This is a genomic window from Pantoea stewartii subsp. stewartii (assembly GCF_008801695.1).
GTDB lineage: Bacteria > Pseudomonadota > Gammaproteobacteria > Enterobacterales > Enterobacteriaceae > Pantoea > Pantoea stewartii.
This window is the reverse complement of the sequence record NZ_VZPF01000018.1, coordinates 1-17845: the sequence shown is the minus strand read 5'-3', so window position 1 is coordinate 17845 and position 17845 is coordinate 1. Positions and strand designations below refer to the sequence as shown.

The window sequence follows — 17845 nt, the reverse complement described above, 5'->3', positions numbered from 1 at the left end:
CCTGGTTGACTCCCCCATTCTCTATTAGGGTTAGTGCATCGTCTGACGTAATGCAGGAGAAAATGGCATGGCTCAACCGAACACGGCACACGAACTCACGTTACTTGATCGCTACTGGCGCGCCGCTAACTATCTGTCTGTCGGGCAGATTTATTTAATGGACAATCCGCTGTTACGCGAACCATTGAAGCCAGAGCACATTAAACCGCGCTTGCTGGGCCACTGGGGCACCACGCCCGGACTGAATTTTATCTATGCCCATCTGAACCGGATTATTCGTCAGCGCGACCTCAACCTTATTTATGTCTGTGGTCCCGGCCATGGCGGGCCTGGCATGGTTGCGAATACCTGGCTTGAGGGGAGCTATAGCGAAATCTATCCGCATATCCGTCAGGATGCCGACGGCATGCAGAAGCTGTTTAAACAGTTTTCCTTTCCGGGCGGTATTCCCAGTCATGCGGCACCCGAAACCCCGGGCTCGATCAATGAAGGTGGAGAGTTAGGCTACTCACTTTCTCATGCCTTTGGCGCTGTCTTTGATAACCCCGATCTGATCGCGCCCTGCATCATTGGCGACGGCGAAGCCGAAACCGGGCCGCTGGCCTCCAGCTGGCACGGGATTAAGTTTCTTAATCCCCAGCGCGACGGTGCCGTGCTGCCCATTCTGCATCTGAATGGTTATAAGATTGCGAATCCAACGATTCTGGGCCGCGCCAGTGACGACGATCTGCGTCAGCTGTTTCGCGGTTACGGCTATGAACCGCTGTTTGTCTGCGGTCATGAACCTGAAGAGATGCATCCGTTGATGGCCGACACGCTGGATCGCGCTTTTTCAGAGATTGCCGGCTTTCAACAGGCCGCCCGGCAGGGCTCACCAATGAAGGCCATTCCCCGCTGGCCGATGATTATCCTGCGCAGCCCTAAAGGCTGGACCGGGCCGAAAACGGTAGACGGCAAAAAAGTGGAAGGTTTCTGGCGGGCGCACCAGGTGCCCGTAGCGGCCTGCCGCGAAAACGAAGACCACTGTAACATTCTGGAGAACTGGCTGCGCAGCTATCAGCCTGACGATCTGTTTGATGAACAGGGGCGGCTTAAGCCGGAACTGCAGGCGCTGGCCCCACAGGGCGAGCTACCGTTTGCAGGTCATCCCACGCTGGGTACCGCCCATGCCTTGCTTGAGGCGGGCTGGAAAACCAACACACCAGGCAGGATGGTGCAGCAGTGCGGCGTCGGCAATGTGGTGGTGACAATCGCATCCGATGGTACGCTGGCTTTTGCCGCGCCCAGCGCCACCCTGACGCCCTACCACGATGCCCTGATCAGCACAGCATTAAACAGCGACGCGCTGGATCATTCACAGCCTGTCACCGTGGCGGATATGGGCATTCGCTGGTTGCTTATCCCGATGGTCAGTGCCGAGGCGGTGCGCACCGTCATACCCGACGTCAACGATCTTGAGCGGTTAATTACCCACGCCAGCGTGGATGGTGTAATGCCCTTTGGCCCGCTGCCCTCGGGAGAAGCAGAACAGTATGAAGTGCGGGGATTACTGGTTGAGCACGGCAGCCTGACAGAAGATCCGATTACCGGCAGCGCAAATGCCTGCCTGGCGCGCTACTTCGCGGCTCAGGGTAAACCGCACAATTACCGCGTTCGTCAGGGCACGCAGGTCAGACGTCAGGGCCGGGTGAACGTGGCTTATGAGGGCGAAACCATCTGGATTGGCGGAAAAACAGTGACGATCGTTGAGGGCTCAATTGACGTTACGCCCTGAGACACGACAGGGCGACGGGGTCGCCCTTACTGTTACAGTCCTTGCCCGCCCGATGCTTCGATGCGTTGCGCGGTGATCCAGCCGGTTTCCTCGCTCAGAATGGCGCAAATGGCGTCGCCAATATCATCAGGTAATCCGACCCGCCCCAGAGCGGTCAACGCAGCGATGCTTTCATTCACGGCTTTATCGTCACGCACCCGTCCGCCGCCAAAATCCGTTTCAATCGCGCCCGGCGCCAGGATATTAACGCGGATTCGACGTTCCCCCAGCTCTTTGGCCTGGTAACGGGTCAGCACTTCCATCGCCCCTTTCATCGCCGCATAGGTGCCCGAGCCAGGATAGGTCAGGCGCGTTAATCCACTGGAGATATTCAGAATGCGCCCGCCGTCGCTGATAACAGGCAGCAGTTTCTGCGTCAGGAAGTACGGCCCTTTGAAATGCACATTCATCAGCGCATCAAATTCCGCTTCCGTCGTCTCGGCAAAAGGTTTGTAGTGACCATGCCCGGCATTGTTCACTAAATAATCAAATGTCTCACGCTGCCAGTGCTGCTGTAAGGTGTTTTTGACATCAGAAATGAAGCGGTCGAACTGGCTAACATCACCCACATCCAGCTGTAGCGCTATGGCGCGGCCGCCTGCGCGCTCAACAGCGTTGACGACGTCCTGTGCTTCGTTTTGATGATTGCGGTACGTCAGGATGATATCCCGGCCTTTTGCCGCCAGTTTTAGCGCTGCATTCTTGCCTAAACCGCGATTTGCGCCCGTAATCAAGACGATTTTACGATTCATGTTGATTTCCTGTTGCAAAATTGAACACAGATTCAGGATATTCGTTAAAAATTGTTCTATAAACGCTTAAGAATGCGCAGCACTGTTCCACTTACAACAACAATCGGCAGGCTATATGGATAAAATTCATGCAATGCAGGTGTTCGTCAGAGTTGCAGAGATGGGCAGTTTTACGGCGGCGGCTGACAGCCTTGGGTTACCAAAAGGCAGCGTATCACGGCAAATTCAGGCGCTGGAGAATCTGATGGGCACACGGCTGCTGCATCGTACTACCCGCCGCGTGCAGCTTACTCAGGATGGCCTGGCTGTCTTGATTTGCTGGCGATGATTGGCGATATGGACAGCCTGTTTCAGCACGATCCCGCGACGTTAAGTGGCAAACTGCGGGTCGACATGTCCGTGGCAATGGCGAGCGATCTTATTCTTCCGCGTCTGCCTGAATTCCTTCAGCACTATCCTGGCGTGGAAATTGAACTCAGCAGCAACGATCGCCAGGTTGACGTCATTCGCGAAGGTTTTGACTGTGTGATTCGCGTTGGCGAGCTAAAGGATTCGGGACTGATCGCCCGCCGTATAGGCACGCACACCTTGATTAACTGTGCCAGTCCTGACTATCTTGCGCGTTTTGGCAGGCCGATTCGGCTTGAGGAGCTGTCGCAGCATGCAATGGTGCATTACAGCCAGCCGTTAGGTCAGGCGGCGCAGGGCTTCGAATACTTCGATGGTAAGCAGTGCCACTATGTGCACACGGGCGGCGTCGTGACGGTGAACAGCACCGAAACCTACCGTGCCGCCTGCCTTGCGGGCCTGGGCATTATTCAGGTGCCGACGGTGGGCATCCAAAAATATCTGGAAAGCGGTCAACTGGTCGAGGTGCTCCATGCGTTCCCGGCCAAACCGATGCCCATTCACTTGCTCTATCCCCATCGCCGGAATGTCGCGCGTCGGGTTCGGGTGTTTATGGAGTGGTTAAGTCAGGTGCTCCAGGAGTATGTCACCTGACAGGCTATAATGTGATTTTAAGGTTCAACAGGAAAGTGAATGTCTATGACAGACGAGCAGGACAACGTAAAAGACGCCAAACCGCTGATCGATATTAAAACCGGCAACAAGTCCGTCGATCGCTCCATCGTGCGCATATCACGCTTCGCCGCCTGGTTCCAGGCGATACCGGCGGTAGCGCACTTTATTCGCGCGCTGGATCGGTTTAACGATCGCCTCGGCAGCCAGTTTGGTGCCGCCATTACCTATTTTTCGTTTCTGTCGCTCATCCCCATTTTAATGGTGTCTTTTGCTGCCGTGGGTTTCGTGCTGGCCTCGAATCCGGACCTCCTGACCGATATCATCAACAAAATCGTCAGCAGCATCAGCGATCCGTCGCTGGCGACCACGTTAAAAAACACCGTGAACACGGCCATTCAGCAACGCGCAACCGTGGGCATCACCGGTTTGTTGCTGGCGTTGTATTCCGGTCTCAACTGGATGGGGAATTTACGCGAGGCTATTCGCGCGCAGTCACGCGACGTCTGGGAGCGTCAACCCGACGATAAAGAGAAGATCTGGAAACGCTATATTCGCGACTTCTTGTCCCTGACCGGCCTGATGCTGGCGCTGGTGATTACTTTGTCACTGACCTCCGTCGCCGGTTCCGCCCAAGCGACTATCGTTAATGCGTTAGGGCTGGATGGCATTGAATGGTTGCGCCCGGCACTGACGATCATCGCGACGTCCATCTCTGTACTGGCAAATTATCTGCTGTTTCTGTGGATTTTCTGGATTCTGCCTCGCCATAAACCGCGCAAAAAAGCCCTGCTGCGTGGCACCTTACTGGCGGCCATCGGGTTTGAAGTCATTAAGTTTGTGATGACGTTGACGCTGCCGAAACTCGCCAGCTCGCCCTCGGGTGCGGCTTTTGGCTCGGTGTTGGGGCTGATGGCGTTCTTCTATTTCTTTGCCCGCCTGACATTGTTCTGCGCGGCCTGGATTGCCACCGCCAAATACAAAGACGATCCACGCCTGCCTGAAAAAGGCGCAATGGCCAGCCACGAACAGCAGTAACCAGCGAAAAATCCCTACCCCCGGTTATTTATCAGCCACTTTACAGCATGAATAACCAGGGGGTCACTTTTCTTCAGCGCTTTCACAGAGTATCTCGCCATGTTTATCTCTGTTAACGCTGCCATTCTCCGACATTTCACATCAGGCAAAGATTTTCTACTTTTAGGCAGACAAAGCCGCGGCTGACGCGGTTTCCAGCCATTGAATGCCGCTATACAGGTGCGTAAGATTCCTTAACGGTATTTAAAAATAAGAAACATTTATGCAAGCCTCCATCTCAGAAACTCTTGATAAACAACATGAGCCAACGCCAGTGAACTCACGCAGTAAAGTCGTTATTGCTTCACTGGTTGGCACCGCCATCGAATTTTTCGATTTCTATATTTATGCCACCGCCGCGGTCATTGTCTTTCCGCATATCTTTTTTCCTCAGGGTGATGCCACTGTCGCCACGCTACAGTCACTGGCGACCTTCGCGATTGCGTTCGTTGCTCGCCCTATCGGCTCAGCGCTGTTTGGTCACTTCGGTGACCGTGTCGGTCGTAAAGCCACCCTGGTAGCCTCGCTGCTGACCATGGGGATCTCTACCGTGGTCATCGGTTTGTTACCCAGCTATCAGAGCATTGGCGTTCTGGCCCCGCTGCTGTTAGCACTGGCCCGCTTTGGTCAGGGCCTGGGACTCGGCGGCGAATGGGGCGGTGCGGCACTGCTGGCCACGGAAAATGCACCAGCCAAAAAGCGTGCGCTGTACGGTTCCTTCCCGCAGTTGGGTGCGCCCATTGGATTCTTTTTTGCCAACGGCACCTTCCTGCTGCTCTCCTGGTTGCTGGCCGACGAGCAGTTTATGCAGTGGGGCTGGCGCGTGCCTTTTGTGCTGTCTGCCGTGCTGGTCCTGATTGGCCTGTATGTGCGCGTGTCGCTACATGAAAGTCCGGTCTTTGCCAAAGTGCAGAAAGAGAAGAAGCAGGTGCGCGTGCCGATTGCCTCACTTCTGAGCAAACATCTGACGGCGACCATTCTGGGCACCTTCATCATGCTTGCCACCTACACGCTGTTTTACATCATGACAGTTTACTCAATGAGTTACGGCACCGCCGCCGCGCCTGCGGGGCTGGGCATCTCACGTAACAGCATGCTGTGGATGTTGATGATGGCGGTCATTGGCTTCGGCGTGATGGTCCCCATCGCGGGCCTGCTGGCTGACCGCTTTGGTCGCCGGAAAACCATGATCACCATTACGCTGATGATTATCGGTTTCTCATTCCTGTTCCCTGTGATGCTGGGTTCCGGCTCTCAGGCGCTGGTGATGGCCTTCCTGCTGCTGGGATTAAGCATCATGGGCCTGACATTTGGCCCGATGGGTGCGCTGCTGCCCGAGCTGTTCCCGACAGAAGTGCGCTATACCGGCGCGTCGTTCTCATACAACCTGTCGTCGATTCTGGGTGCCTCCGTTGCGCCATATATCGCAACCTGGCTGAATGTGCACTACGGCTTATATGCCGTCGGATTGTACCTGGCCTCTATGGCCTTCCTGACGCTGATCGCCCTGATTGCCTGTAAAGAAACCCGGCATCAAACGCTGTATGAAGTGTGATCTCAGGTCACGCTCATAAAAAAACCCGGCTCAGGTCGGGTTTTTTTATGCGTTTCCGCGGCGAAAGCGCGCTATTTCGACTTAAGCCAGGCCATAAAATCGTCGATAAAAACCCGGGTTTTTAGCGGCAGCAGACGGTTGGGTAAGGTGATGGCCCAGAGCGTCATCGGTGTTGTGTTTTCACTGTGCCAGTCCGGCAAAACACGACGCAGTGGACCATCAAGCAGATAGCCGTTTGCGATAAATCTACACACATTGCGCAGCCAGACTCTTCCCGAAGCGCATTTGGGGGAAAAGGCGGGGACTGACTGAATGCCGACCCGCAGCGCACGGCTGTCGCTTCTGTCGCCGTATGCTATGCCCTCAAACATCATCACGAGTATTTTGCTGGCAACCTTACGGCTGGCGTGTTCCTTATTCTTGCCGGGTGTCAGTATGTTGGTTACAGGAGCCTTTTACCGCCTGTTATCGTGTCGCCAGGCGCATGCTAAAACAAAAAGGCGCAGCCAGATGGCTGCGCCTTTTTGTCTTACATTTGCTGAAAACGGTGGCGGTGCGACTTAGCCTGCAACCGCGATGCGTTTCATATCGGTCATGTAACCACGCAGTTTGCGGCCAACCTGCTCGATAGGATGCTGACGAATGGCTTCATTAACGTCGCGCAGTTGGGCGTTATCCACCTGCGTGCCGTCAATAGCTTTACCCAGATCGCCCGGCTGCAGTGAGTCCATAAACTCTTTCAGCAGCGGCACCGCCGCAAAAGAGAACAGGTAGTTACCGTACTCAGCGGTATCAGAAATAACCACGTTCATTTCATACAGGCGTTTACGGGCAATGGTGTTCGCGATCAGCGGCAGCTCGTGCAGTGACTCGTAGTAAGCCGACTCTTCGATGATGCCAGCATCTACCATGGTTTCAAATGCCAGCTCAACGCCCGCTTTGACCATGGCAACCATGACAACGCCTTTGTCGTAGTATTCTTGCTCTTCGATTTTGCCGTCGAACTGAGGGGCGGTTTCGAACGCGGTTTTACCGGTCTCTTCGCGCCAGGTCAGCAGCTTCTTATCGTCATTCGCCCAGTCCGCCATCATGCCAGCAGAGAAATCGCCTGAGATGATGTCATCCATGTGCTTCTGGAACAGAGGAGCCATGATGGTTTTCAGCTGCTCAGACAGTGCGTAAGCACGCAGTTTCGCCGGATTAGACAGGCGATCCATCATCAGCGTAATGCCGCCAAATTTCAGGGATTCGGTGATGGTTTCCCAGCCAAACTGAATCAGTTTCTCGGTATACGCCGCATCGTGACCTTCAGCCACCAGCTTATCGAAGCACAGCAGAGAACCGGCCTGCAGCATGCCGCACAGAATGGTCTGCTCACCCATCAGGTCAGATTTCACTTCCGCAACGAAAGAGGATTCCAGCACGCCAGCGCGGTCGCCACCGGTGGCAGAAGCCCAGGCTTTAGCGATAGCCATACCTTCACCTTTCGGATCGTTTTCCGGGTGAACCGCGATCAGCGTCGGTACCCCGAAGCCACGCTTGTATTCTTCACGGACTTCGGTGCCCGGACACTTCGGCGCCACCATAACGACGGTGATATCTTTACGGATGGTTTCGCCCACTTCGACAATGTTGAAGCCGTGTGAATAGCCCAGCGCGGCACCGTCTTTCATCAGTGGCTGTACAGCCTGAACCACGGCGGAGTGCTGTTTGTCTGGCGTCAGGTTAACCACCAGGTCCGCCTGAGGAATCAGTTCTTCGTAAGTGCCCACTTTGAAACCGTTGTCGGTGGCTTTGCGATACGAGGCACGTTTTTCGGCGATGGCTTCTGCACGCAGGGCATAAGAAACATCCAGACCGGAATCGCGCATGTTCAGGCCCTGGTTCAGGCCCTGCGCACCACAGCCCACAATCACAATCTTTTTGCCTTTCAAGAAGCTGGCGCCATCCGCGAACTCGTCACGCCCCATAAAACGACATTTGCCCAGTTGCGCTAACTGGTTGCGCAGATTCAGTGTGTTGAAGTAATTAGCCATGGGTACTCCGGTTAAATGTTGTGTTTGCTTTTGTCTGTTGACGGCGTGAGATTCAGCGCCGCGAATGACCCCATCATATGACAGGATTTCTGTTGCTTAAATTGATATATTAACAACATTATATTGCAATAATCGCAATGCATTCCTGAGGTGGAACCTGTATGGATTTACGCGATCTCAAATTGTTTTTACATCTGGCAGAAAGTTGCCATTTTGGCCGCACCGCACGGGCCATGCACGTCAGTCCGTCCACGCTGTCACGCCAGATTCAGCGGCTGGAAGAGGATGTCGGCCACGCGTTGTTTCTGCGTGATAACCGCACCGTCACGCTCACCGAAGCGGGCGAAAGACTGAAGTTATTTGCACAACAAACCTTACTGCAGTATCAGCAATTGCGCCATGCCATGGATCTCAACGGTCCGTCACTCAGTGGTGAACTGCGCCTGTTTTGCTCGGTGACCGCCGCGTACAGCCATCTGCCGCCCATTCTGGATCGTTTCCGCGCCGAGCATCCTCAGGTGGAAATCAAACTGACTACCGGCGATGCGGCCGATGCGATTGAAATGGTCCAGTCGGGTAATGCCGATCTGGCGATTGCCGGTCGACCTGAATCGCTGCCTGCCAGCATTGATTTCACCACGCTGGGGCTGTTGCCGCTGGGGCTGATTGCACCTGCACTGCCCTGTCCGGTGCGCAGTCAGGCGACAGAAGAGGCACCGGACTGGTCACAGATTCCGTTTATCCTGCCCGAGCAGGGACCGGTCCGGCGGGCGATCGAGCTATGGTTCCGCCGTCATCGCATCGTTAACCCATTGATTTATGCGACCGTTGCCGGTCATGAAGCAATCGTGTCGATGGTAGCGCTGGGCTGTGGGATTGCGCTGCTGCCGGATGTGGTGCTGGAGAACAGCCCTGAGCCGGTACGAAACCGTGTGCTGCCGCTGGAAAGCGTGGCGTCCGTCGCACCGCTGGAGCTGGGTGTTTGTGTACAAAAAAAGCTGCTCGGAGAGCCGCTTATCAGTGCATTCTGGCACCAGCTATAGTTACTGGCCTGCCAGGAAGAAGCGGAATGCCGGGTTATGCGTTTCGTCGTGGAAATCGTAACCCAGGTCGGCAAGGTGCTCTTCAAAACGCGGTTCGTCGTTGCCAAGCTCGAAGGCCGTGAGGACCCGGCCGTAATCCGTGCCGTGGCTACGGTAATGGAACAGTGAGATATTCCAGTGCGTGCCCAGCGTTTGCAGAAACTTAAGCAATGCGCCGGGCGCTTCCGGAAACTCAAAGCTGAACAGGCGCTCACGCAGCGGCTTGGAAGGCCGTCCGCCCACCATGTAACGCACGTGCAGCTTCGCCATCTCATCGTCAGACAGATCCACCACCTGATAGCCGTTTTCCGTTAACTGGCTGATGATCTCTGCGCGCTCATCCATCCCGCGCGTCAGCCGCACGCCCACAAAAATGCAGGCTTTGTCGGTGTCGGCATAGCGATAGTTAAACTCGGTAATCGAGCGACCACCCAACGTCTGACAAAACTTCAGGAAGCTGCCCTGCTGTTCCGGGATCGTGACCGCGAGCAGAGCTTCGCGTTGTTCACCCAGCTCACAACGTTCAGAAACGTAGCGCAAACCATGGAAGTTAACGTTAGCCCCCGACAACACGTGCGCCAGGCGTTCGCCCTGAATATCGTGCTGCTGGACGTATTTCTTCATGCCCGCCAGCGCCAGCGCGCCTGAAGGTTCTGCCACGGCGCGCACATCTTCAAACAGATCTTTCATTGCCGCGCAGATCGCATCGCTGTCCACGGTGACGATGTCGTCGAGATATTCCTGACACAGGCGGAAAGTTTCGTTACCGATGCGCTTCACGGCCACACCTTCGGCGAACAAGCCCACGCGCGGTAAATCCACCGGCTCACCAGCCTCCAGCGCCGCTTTCAGGCAGGCCGAGTCTTCTGACTCGACAGCGATCACTTTGATTTGCGGCATCAGCTGCTTGATGAGCACCGCCACGCCCGCGGCCAGACCGCCGCCGCCCACCGGAACAAAAACCCGATCGAGATGTGCGTCCTGCTGCAGCAGTTCCATCGCCAGCGTGCCTTGTCCGGCGATGACCGCCGGATGGTCAAACGGTGGCACAAAGGTGTAACCCTGCTGCGTCGCCAGTTCAATGGCTTTGGCTTTCGCCTCGTCAAAGTTGGCACCATACAGGAAGGCTTCACCGCCAAATGCACGCACCGCATCCACCTTGATGTCCGCTGTCGCCAGCGGCATGACGATCAGCGACTTGATGCCCAGCTTCGTCGCCGATAACGCAACGCCCTGGGCGTGGTTACCGGCCGACGCGGTGACAACACCGCGTGCTTTCTGCTCTTCATCAAGGCCGGCAATCATCGCGTAGGCACCGCGCAGTTTAAAACTGTGCACCGGCTGGCGATCTTCTCGCTTCACCAGAATGGTATTGCCCAGACGTGCAGAGATTTTTTCCATCTTCTGCAGTGGGGTAACCTGTGCCACTTCGTATACCGGTGAACGTAACACCGCACGCAGATACTCGGCACCGCAGGGCGCCTCGGGTAGCGGTTGAGCCTCAGCCATCTTAGCCTCCCAGCTTACTCTTATCGCGCACAGCACCTTTATCGGCGCTGGTCGCAAGCGATGCATAGGCGCGCAGGGCAAACGACACGTCGCGCTGACGGTTCATCGGCGTGTAAGCTGCGTCGCCACGGGCTTCCTGCTCTTCACGGCGGGCATGCAGTTCATTATCCGGTACGGCCAGTCTGATACCGCGGTTTGGGATATCGATATCGATGATATCGCCATCTTTCACCAGCGCGATGGTGCCGCCGTTAGCGGCTTCAGGTGAGGCGTGACCAATTGACAGGCCAGAGGTGCCGCCAGAGAAGCGACCGTCGGTGATCAGGGCACAACTTTTACCCAGCCCCATCGACTTCAAGTAAGTGGTGGGATACAGCATTTCCTGCATGCCCGGCCCACCTTTTGGCCCTTCGTAACGGATCACAACCACGTCACCCGCTACCACTTTGCCACCGAGGATAGCTTCCACAGCGTCATCCTGGCTTTCATAAACTTTGGCCGGGCCGCTGAACGTCAGAATCTCTTTATCGACGCCCGCGGTTTTTACGATACAGCCATCTTCGGCAATGTTGCCGTAGAGCACGGCCAGACCACCATCCTGGGAATAGGCATGTTCGCGCGTACGGATACAGCCTTCAGCGCGGTCATCATCCAGCGTGTCCCAACGGCAACTTTGCGAAAACGCCTGAGTCGTTCGAATACCGGCTGGACCCGCACGGAACATGTCCTTCACCGCCTGATCCTGAGTCAGCATGATGTCGTACTGATCGAGCGTTTCACGCAGGCTCTGCTGCAGAATGTTACGAGCGCTGGTGTCAATCAGCCCGGCACGATCCAGCTCGCCGAGAATACCGATGACGCCACCCGCACGGTGCACATCTTCCATGTGATATTTCGGCGTGCTCGGTGCCACTTTGCACAACTGGGGAACTTTGCGTGACAGGCGATCGATATCAGAGATGTTAAAGTCCACCTCACCTTCCTGCGCGGCGGCCAGCAGGTGCAGAACGGTATTTGTAGAGCCGCCCATGGCGATATCCAGCGTCATGGCATTTTCAAACGCGGCTTTGGTGGCGATGTTGCGCGGCAGCATATTCACATCATCCTGCTCGTAATAGCGTTTGGTCAGGCTGACGATGCGCTTACCGGCGTTAATGAACAGCGCTTTACGGTCGGCATGGGTGGCCAACAGTGAACCGTTACCCGGTTGTGACAGGCCGAGGGCTTCGGTCAGGCAATTCATTGAGTTTGCGGTGAACATGCCCGAGCAGGAGCCGCAGGTTGGACAGGCGGAGCGTTCAATCTGCTCGCTGTCAGCATCGCTGACGTTCGGGTTAGCCCCCTGGATCATGGCATCCACCAGATCCAGCTTGATGATCTGATCGGACAGTTTGGTTTTACCGGCTTCCATTGGGCCGCCGGAAACAAAGATCACCGGAATATTCAGGCGCAGCGCGGCCATCAACATGCCGGGGGTGATTTTGTCGCAGTTTGAAATGCAGACCATGGCATCAGCACAGTGCGCGTTCACCATGTACTCGACAGAGTCGGCAATCAGCTCACGTGAAGGCAGAGAATACAGCATGCCGCCATGGCCCATGGCAATACCGTCGTCCACCGCGATCGTGTTGAACTCTTTGGCCACGCCACCTGCCGCTTCGATTTGCTCGGCAACCAGCTTACCCAGGTCACGCAGGTGTACGTGGCCCGGCACAAACTGGGTGAATGAGTTAACGACGGCGATAATCGGTTTGCCGAAATCATCGTCGGTCATTCCTGTTGCGCGCCAGAGGGCACGGGCACCAGCCATGTTGCGGCCGTGGGTGGTGGTAGCGGAACGGTACTTAGGCATGCTCTTTACTCCAGTCAAAATAAGATCGCGGACATCCAGCGACATCCGCGCAAGGTCTGGTTATGCGTTAACCGGGTCCAGCCAGCCCCATTTGTCTTCGGTCTCGCCGGTAAACAGGCCAAAGAATGCCTGCTGAATGCGTTTGGTGACGGGCCCACATTTGCCTTCGCCAACCTGAATGCGATCCACGCTGCGTACCGGGGTGATTTCTGCCGCCGTGCCGGACATAAAGACTTCGTCAGCCAGGTACAGAGATTCACGAGACAGTGCCTGTTCACGCACTTCGATGCCCATATTACGCGCCAGCGTGATGATGGCATCGCGGGTGATGCCCGGCAGTGCAGAGGAGGTAAACGGCGGGGTAAACAGCACGCCATCTTTCACTTCAAACAGATTTTCGCCTGCGCCTTCTGAAATCAGGCCATTGGTATCCAGCGCAATGCCTTCCTGATAGCCATGGCGGCGCGCCTCACTGCCCACCAGCAGGGAAGACAGATAGTTGCCGCCCGCTTTTGCTGCAGTTGGCAATGTGTTTGGCGCAACGCGGTTCCATGAAGACACCATGGCATCAATGCCGTTTTCCAGCGCTTCAGCGCCCAGGTAAGCGCCCCACGGGAACGCTGCAACAATCACATCCGTGGTGAAGCCATCCGGCGGGTTCACGCCCAGACCGACATCGCCCACGAAAGCCAGCGGACGGATGTAGGCGCTTTTCAGGTTGTTCACGCGAATCACTTCACGGCAGGCTTCCATCAGTTCATCAACGCTGTGCCTGATCGGGAAACGGTAAATTTTGGCGGAATCGTGCAGACGCTGCATGTGCTCGCGGTGACGGAAGACGACCGGGCCTTTGTGTGAGTCGTAGCAGCGCACGCCTTCAAATACCGAGGTGCCGTAATGCAGAGCGTGAGACATCACGCTGACTTTCGCCTCTTCCCACTTAACCATTTCGCCGTTGAACCAAATGAAATCTGCTTTCTTGGTGCTCATTATTATTTCCTTTCGCGACTACGCGCGGATTTGTTGTGATGTCTGTTGTTGAATCTGGACGCAGGCGACATCCATCAGTTTGCTTAACTGGGAAGACAGTAAATCGACAGAGCGCTGGCTGGCAACGGTCATTTCGATATTAATGTTTTCGGCGTTAGCCACAGTCGCCATGTTCATTGAACACACCTGAAAGCCACGATGGCGTACTACACGTAAAATGCGTTCCAATATTTCAGGTCGAAAGCGCGCTTCGATAGACAATTGATGCTGGTTCATACGGTTTTCTCCATCATGTTGGCGTTGCTGGCACCGGGCGGTACCAATGGCCAGACGTTTTCATGCTCATCAATTGACACGTGCAGGAAATAAGGACCTTCACTGTTCAGCAGAGCATCGATTGCGGCGTCGACCTGATCTTTACGGGTGATTCGCTGGCCCGGGATATCAAATGCGCTGGCCAGCGTGAGGAAGTCGGGGTTGTCGGTCAGGATGGTTTCACTGTAGCGACCGTCAAAAAACAGCTGCTGCCACTGGCGAACCATGCCCAGACGCTGGTTATCCAGCAGCAGAATTTTCACAGGCAATTTGCCACGCTTAATGGTGCCCAGTTCCTGAATATTCATCATGATAGAGCCGTCGCCCGAGACACAGATGACGGTATCGTGAGGGCGCGCAACCTGTGCGCCGATTGCCGCAGGCAGGCCAAAGCCCATGGTGCCTAAGCCACTGGAGGTGATAAAATCTTCAGGCGCGTCACAGGCTATATGCTGGGCCGCCCACATCTGATGCTGACCTACGTCGGTGGTAACAACAGTGTTTGCCGGTTTGCGATCGGACAATTGTTTCAGTAATAACGGCGCATAGATGGCTTCACCGGGATGATCGTAGCGCCACGCATGCTGTGCTTTCAGCGCCATGACTTCGTCGCGCCACGCCTGAATCTGTAAAGGCTGGCTCAGGGCCGGCAGGACATGGTTGAGATCGCCTTGCAGCGACACATGTGCACGGCGCAGCTTATTCAGTTCTGCAGGGTCCACATCCAGATGGATCACGCTGGCCAGCGGGGCGAAGGTGTCCAGTTTACCGGTGACGCGGTCGTCAAAACGGGCACCCACCGCGATTAACAGGTCGCAGGACTGGACGGCCAGATTAGCGGCCTTAGTGCCGTGCATGCCCAGCATGCCCAGATAACATTCGCTGTCGGCATCCACACTTCCCAGGCCCTTCAGCGTGGCAACAGCGGGAATGCCGGTTTCCTGCATCAACGCGCGCAGTGCCGGCACCGCTTGCGCCATGCCGACGCCACCGCCGACATACAGCATAGGTTTTTTGGCCTGCGCCATCATTGCCCGCGCGTCAATAATTGCCTGATGCGGCATCGACATCGCTTCTTCCACCGGCATCAACTGCGGTGAAGGTTCCCCTTTTGCCAGCTGAATATCCTTTGGGATATCGACTAATACCGGCCCGGGGCGACCCGACTGCGCAATGGCGAACGCCTCGGCCATCACGGAAGGCAAATCATCCAGCGATTCAACCATGAAGCTGTGTTTGGTGCAGGCTAACGACAGACCGAGAACATCGATTTCCTGAAAGGCATCCGTACCGATGAAGGCAGAAGCGACCTGACCGGTCAACGCGACAACCGGCACGGAGTCCATCATGGCATCAGCCAGGCCGGTGATCAGATTTGTTGCACCGGGGCCCGAAGTGGCAATGCAGACACCGGTTTTACCGGTTGAACGGGCATAGCCGATTGCGGCCATCACCGCGCCCTGCTCGTGACGGCACAACAGGTGTTCGACGCCGCCGTCGTATAGCGCATCGTACACTGGCATGATGGCGCCGCCAGGGTAACCAAATACGGTATCAACGCCTTGTGCGCGTAAAGCCTGAACTACCCATTGTGCACCTGTCATCGTTATTCTCCTGTCGCCTGAGGGGAACAACAGAATTTTATGCTACTGTTCATTGTTTGTTCCTTGCAGATTTACTGAATTTTGCCAGGTCAAAAAAAACCCCCCGGACCTTTCGGTGCGGGGGGTTTTTTAGAGTTCTGGCTTGATTTTTAAGCCTTTCTTGCTCCAAGCGTTGCCCCGCACAGTGGGTTAATAATCACCACCACGCTAATCACGACAAGGCTAATCACTAGTAGAAGGGCTTTCATAACGTATTCGATTCTTTAACTCGTTCGAAGTAATGCCTACAGAGTTATCATAGTTAGTAGGCTAATTACAATATTTTTTATCAGGTTTTTTATTGCGGCCCATTGCGTTCTTTCGTTATCAATTTGTAATTAAAAGATTATTTTATTGAGCCCCGACTTTGACAAAAAAACCATGCCGATGCGGTTATACCGCGTTCAAAGTCCGGTTCCACAAAAAAAGCGTGCGGATGTATAGTGCGCAAAAAAATCACGGCGCAGCTTACATTTTGTCCTTTTGGCCCTCGCCGTCATTGAAGCGCCAGGGCAGACTTGCCGCATTTGGGAGCGGCCATGTCTTTGTCAAAAGTTCTGACACGTGCAGCCATCGGGGTTGATGCGCCGCTGGTGACTATTGAAGTCCATATCAGCAACGGATTGCCTGCCCTGACATTGGTGGGCTTACCGGAAACTACCGTCAAGGAGGCACGCGAACGTGTCCGTAGCGCCATCATTAACAGCGGCTTTGACTTCCCTGCCCGGCGAATCACCATCAATCTGGGCCCGGCCGATCTGCCTAAGGAAGGCGGGCGCTACGATTTGCCCATGGCTGTCGCCATTCTGGTCGCGTCTGAACAGCTCCCTGCAGAGAAGCTGGGCGGATATGAGTTTCTGGGCGAGCTGGCGCTAAACGGCGCTCTGTGTGGTGTACAGGCCGCCATTCCGGCTGCCCTTGCGGCGATTAAAGCTGGCAGGCAGTTGATTCTCTCAGCAGAAAACCAGACTGATGTGGGTTTAATCCGTAAAGGCTCAACGCTGGTAGCCGCCCATTTGATCGACGTTTGTGCTTTCTTACACAACAGGGGTGAACTCACGATTGCCACCGCCCACGCCGATAACACCGACGAAATCACAGACGATCTTCGCGATATTGTCGGGCAGGAACAAGGACGCCGTGCCCTGGAGATCACGGCGGCCGGTGGACATAACCTGATGCTGATCGGACCGCCAGGCACAGGCAAAACCATGCTTGCCACTCGTTTACCGGGCATCATGCCGCCATTAAGCGATCAGGAGGCCTTAGAATGCGCAGCGATAGCCAGCCTGAGTAATGCGGGCCCAGTGCATCATTCATGGCGTAAAAGGCCGTTCAGGGCCCCTCATCATAGTGCTTCACTGTATGCGCTCATTGGCGGTGGCGCATTGCCCCGTCCCGGCGAGATCTCGCTGGCCCATAATGGAGTGCTTTTTTTAGATGAATTGCCTGAATTCCAGCGCAGCGTTCTGGATGCATTGCGCGAACCCATTGAGTCCGGTGAAGTCGCGATTTCGCGAGCCAGGGCTAAGGTGGTTTACCCTGCACGCTTTCAGTTAGTCGCTGCGATGAATCCCAGTCCGACAGGACACTATCAGGGACAGCATAACCGCACCTCGCCGCAGCAGATTTTACGCTATCTCAGCAAACTTTCCGGCCCCTTCCTTGATCGCTTTGATCTGTCGCTGGAGGTGCCATTGCTACCGCCGGGACTGTTAGGCCAGCAACAGCAGACGGGAGAAAGTTCTGTGGCGGTACGCGAGCGCGTGCTTGTTGCCCGGCAAAGACAGATAGCGCGTTCAGGAAAAATCAACGCTCATTTAGCTAATGCGGAGGTATTACGGTGGTGTGCGCTTTGTTCTGCGGATGCGAAGTGGCTGGAGTCTGTTTTAAATCAGTTGGGCTTATCAGTACGAGCGTGGCAGCGGATCCTGAAAGTGGCGCGCACGGTGGCCGATTTGGCCGGTGAAGAGACGATCAGCCGTTATCATTTGCAGGAAGCCGTCAGTTACCGAAGCATTGACCGCCTCATGACCTATCTTCATAACAACCTGCAGTAAAAAGGGGCTTTCGCCCTGACGAATCCCCACAAAAATGAGACAGACATAGCAAGATGTGATCTACTGATTCTTCCACAAATTCAATGGGATCACCGCTATGCCTGCCCGTAAAGTATGTCAGAATTTTTTTCAGGATGCTCT

Annotated in this window: 14 protein-coding genes and 1 pseudogene; 6 read left to right on the top strand and 9 right to left on the bottom strand. The window is 55.3% G+C overall.

Features of this window, described 5'->3' with window-relative positions; genetic code table 11:
- Positions 1–67: 67 nt before the first annotated feature.
- Complete coding sequence (locus tag F7Q90_RS27600) at positions 68–1774, top strand: PhzF family phenazine biosynthesis isomerase (RefSeq protein ID WP_006121150.1); 1707 nt, start codon at positions 68–70, stop codon at positions 1772–1774.
- A 32-nt stretch (positions 1775–1806) separates the two neighbouring features.
- On the opposite strand, the gene F7Q90_RS06915 is transcribed toward F7Q90_RS27600, so the two are convergent.
- Entirely contained in the window at positions 1807–2565 is a 759-nt protein-coding gene (locus F7Q90_RS06915) for an SDR family NAD(P)-dependent oxidoreductase (protein WP_006121151.1), read from the bottom strand.
- 115 nt (positions 2566–2680) lie between these two features.
- Between F7Q90_RS06915 and F7Q90_RS06910 the strand changes: the two are divergent.
- The 3 genes and pseudogenes from F7Q90_RS06910 to F7Q90_RS06900 all read left to right on the top strand — a co-directional run bounded on the left by F7Q90_RS06910 (position 2681) and on the right by F7Q90_RS06900 (position 6217).
- A pseudogene (locus F7Q90_RS06910) lies at positions 2681–3567 on the top strand (LysR family transcriptional regulator).
- A 39-nt stretch (positions 3568–3606) separates the two neighbouring features.
- On the top strand, positions 3607–4623 hold the full coding sequence (yhjD, locus tag F7Q90_RS06905; protein ID WP_006121152.1) for an inner membrane protein YhjD: 1017 nt from the start codon (positions 3607–3609) through the stop codon (positions 4621–4623).
- Positions 4624–4885: 262 nt separating this feature from the next.
- A complete protein-coding gene (locus tag F7Q90_RS06900; protein WP_006121153.1) occupies positions 4886–6217 on the top strand; it encodes an MFS transporter in 1332 nt (443 codons plus the stop codon).
- 71 nt (positions 6218–6288) lie between these two features.
- Here the strand turns inward: F7Q90_RS06900 and F7Q90_RS06895 are convergent, their stop codons facing one another.
- Entirely contained in the window at positions 6289–6471 is a 183-nt protein-coding gene (locus F7Q90_RS06895) for a type 2 periplasmic-binding domain-containing protein (RefSeq protein ID WP_006121154.1), read from the bottom strand.
- Between the two features lie 306 nt (positions 6472–6777).
- On the bottom strand, positions 6778–8253 hold the full coding sequence (gene ilvC / locus F7Q90_RS06890) for a ketol-acid reductoisomerase (protein WP_006121155.1): 1476 nt from the start codon (positions 8251–8253) through the stop codon (positions 6778–6780).
- A gap of 161 nt (positions 8254–8414) precedes the next feature.
- Here ilvC and ilvY point away from each other — a divergent pair, with 161 nt between their 5' ends.
- The gene (gene ilvY / locus F7Q90_RS06885; RefSeq protein ID WP_006121156.1) at positions 8415–9296 is read left to right on the top strand and encodes an HTH-type transcriptional activator IlvY; all 882 of its coding nucleotides are present in this window, start codon (positions 8415–8417) and stop codon (positions 9294–9296) included.
- On the opposite strand, the gene ilvA is transcribed toward ilvY, so the two are convergent.
- From ilvA to ilvL, 6 genes are all read right to left on the bottom strand, one after another.
- The gene (gene ilvA, locus F7Q90_RS06880) at positions 9297–10844 is read right to left on the bottom strand and encodes a threonine ammonia-lyase, biosynthetic (protein WP_006121157.1); all 1548 of its coding nucleotides are present in this window, start codon (positions 10842–10844) and stop codon (positions 9297–9299) included. It lies immediately after the preceding gene.
- A gap of 1 nt (position 10845) precedes the next feature.
- A complete protein-coding gene (gene ilvD, locus F7Q90_RS06875) occupies positions 10846–12696 on the bottom strand; it encodes a dihydroxy-acid dehydratase (protein WP_006121158.1) in 1851 nt (616 codons plus the stop codon).
- A 60-nt stretch (positions 12697–12756) separates the two neighbouring features.
- Positions 12757–13686: a branched-chain amino acid transaminase gene (locus F7Q90_RS06870; protein WP_006121159.1), complete on the bottom strand. Its 930-nt coding sequence runs from the start codon at positions 13684–13686 to the stop codon at positions 12757–12759.
- Between the two features lie 18 nt (positions 13687–13704).
- A complete protein-coding gene (ilvM, locus tag F7Q90_RS06865) occupies positions 13705–13962 on the bottom strand; it encodes an acetolactate synthase 2 small subunit (protein WP_006121160.1) in 258 nt (85 codons plus the stop codon).
- Complete coding sequence (ilvG, locus tag F7Q90_RS06860; RefSeq protein ID WP_006121161.1) at positions 13959–15605, bottom strand: acetolactate synthase 2 catalytic subunit; 1647 nt, start codon at positions 15603–15605, stop codon at positions 13959–13961. The genes ilvM and ilvG overlap by 4 nt, the downstream gene beginning before the upstream one ends.
- 149 nt (positions 15606–15754) lie before the next feature.
- Positions 15755–15853 (bottom strand): ilv operon leader peptide, encoded by a 99-nt coding sequence (gene ilvL, locus F7Q90_RS06855; RefSeq protein ID WP_071785161.1) that lies wholly within the window; start codon positions 15851–15853, stop codon positions 15755–15757.
- A gap of 330 nt (positions 15854–16183) precedes the next feature.
- Here ilvL and F7Q90_RS06850 point away from each other — a divergent pair, with 330 nt between their 5' ends.
- Positions 16184–17704, top strand: coding sequence for a YifB family Mg chelatase-like AAA ATPase (locus tag F7Q90_RS06850; protein ID WP_006121162.1), 1521 nt, complete (start codon positions 16184–16186; stop codon positions 17702–17704).
- Positions 17705–17845 lie beyond the last annotated feature (141 nt).

Coding starts and splice junctions, on each gene's coding strand:
- F7Q90_RS27600 (WP_006121150.1), top strand. CDS start 68: ATGGCTCAACCGAACACGGCACACGAACTCACGTTACTTGATCGCTAC.
- F7Q90_RS06915 (WP_006121151.1), bottom strand. CDS start 2,565: ATGAATCGTAAAATCGTCTTGATTACGGGCGCAAATCGCGGTTTAGGC.
- yhjD (WP_006121152.1), top strand. CDS start 3,607: ATGTCTATGACAGACGAGCAGGACAACGTAAAAGACGCCAAACCGCTG.
- F7Q90_RS06900 (WP_006121153.1), top strand. CDS start 4,886: ATGCAAGCCTCCATCTCAGAAACTCTTGATAAACAACATGAGCCAACG.
- ilvC (WP_006121155.1), bottom strand. CDS start 8,253: ATGGCTAATTACTTCAACACACTGAATCTGCGCAACCAGTTAGCGCAA.
- ilvY (WP_006121156.1), top strand. CDS start 8,415: ATGGATTTACGCGATCTCAAATTGTTTTTACATCTGGCAGAAAGTTGC.
- ilvA (WP_006121157.1), bottom strand. CDS start 10,844: ATGGCTGAGGCTCAACCGCTACCCGAGGCGCCCTGCGGTGCCGAGTAT.
- ilvD (WP_006121158.1), bottom strand. CDS start 12,696: ATGCCTAAGTACCGTTCCGCTACCACCACCCACGGCCGCAACATGGCT.
- F7Q90_RS06870 (WP_006121159.1), bottom strand. CDS start 13,686: ATGAGCACCAAGAAAGCAGATTTCATTTGGTTCAACGGCGAAATGGTT.
- ilvM (WP_006121160.1), bottom strand. CDS start 13,962: ATGAACCAGCATCAATTGTCTATCGAAGCGCGCTTTCGACCTGAAATA.
- ilvG (WP_006121161.1), bottom strand. CDS start 15,605: ATGACAGGTGCACAATGGGTAGTTCAGGCTTTACGCGCACAAGGCGTT.
- ilvL (WP_071785161.1), bottom strand. CDS start 15,853: ATGAAAGCCCTTCTACTAGTGATTAGCCTTGTCGTGATTAGCGTGGTG.
- F7Q90_RS06850 (WP_006121162.1), top strand. CDS start 16,184: ATGTCTTTGTCAAAAGTTCTGACACGTGCAGCCATCGGGGTTGATGCG.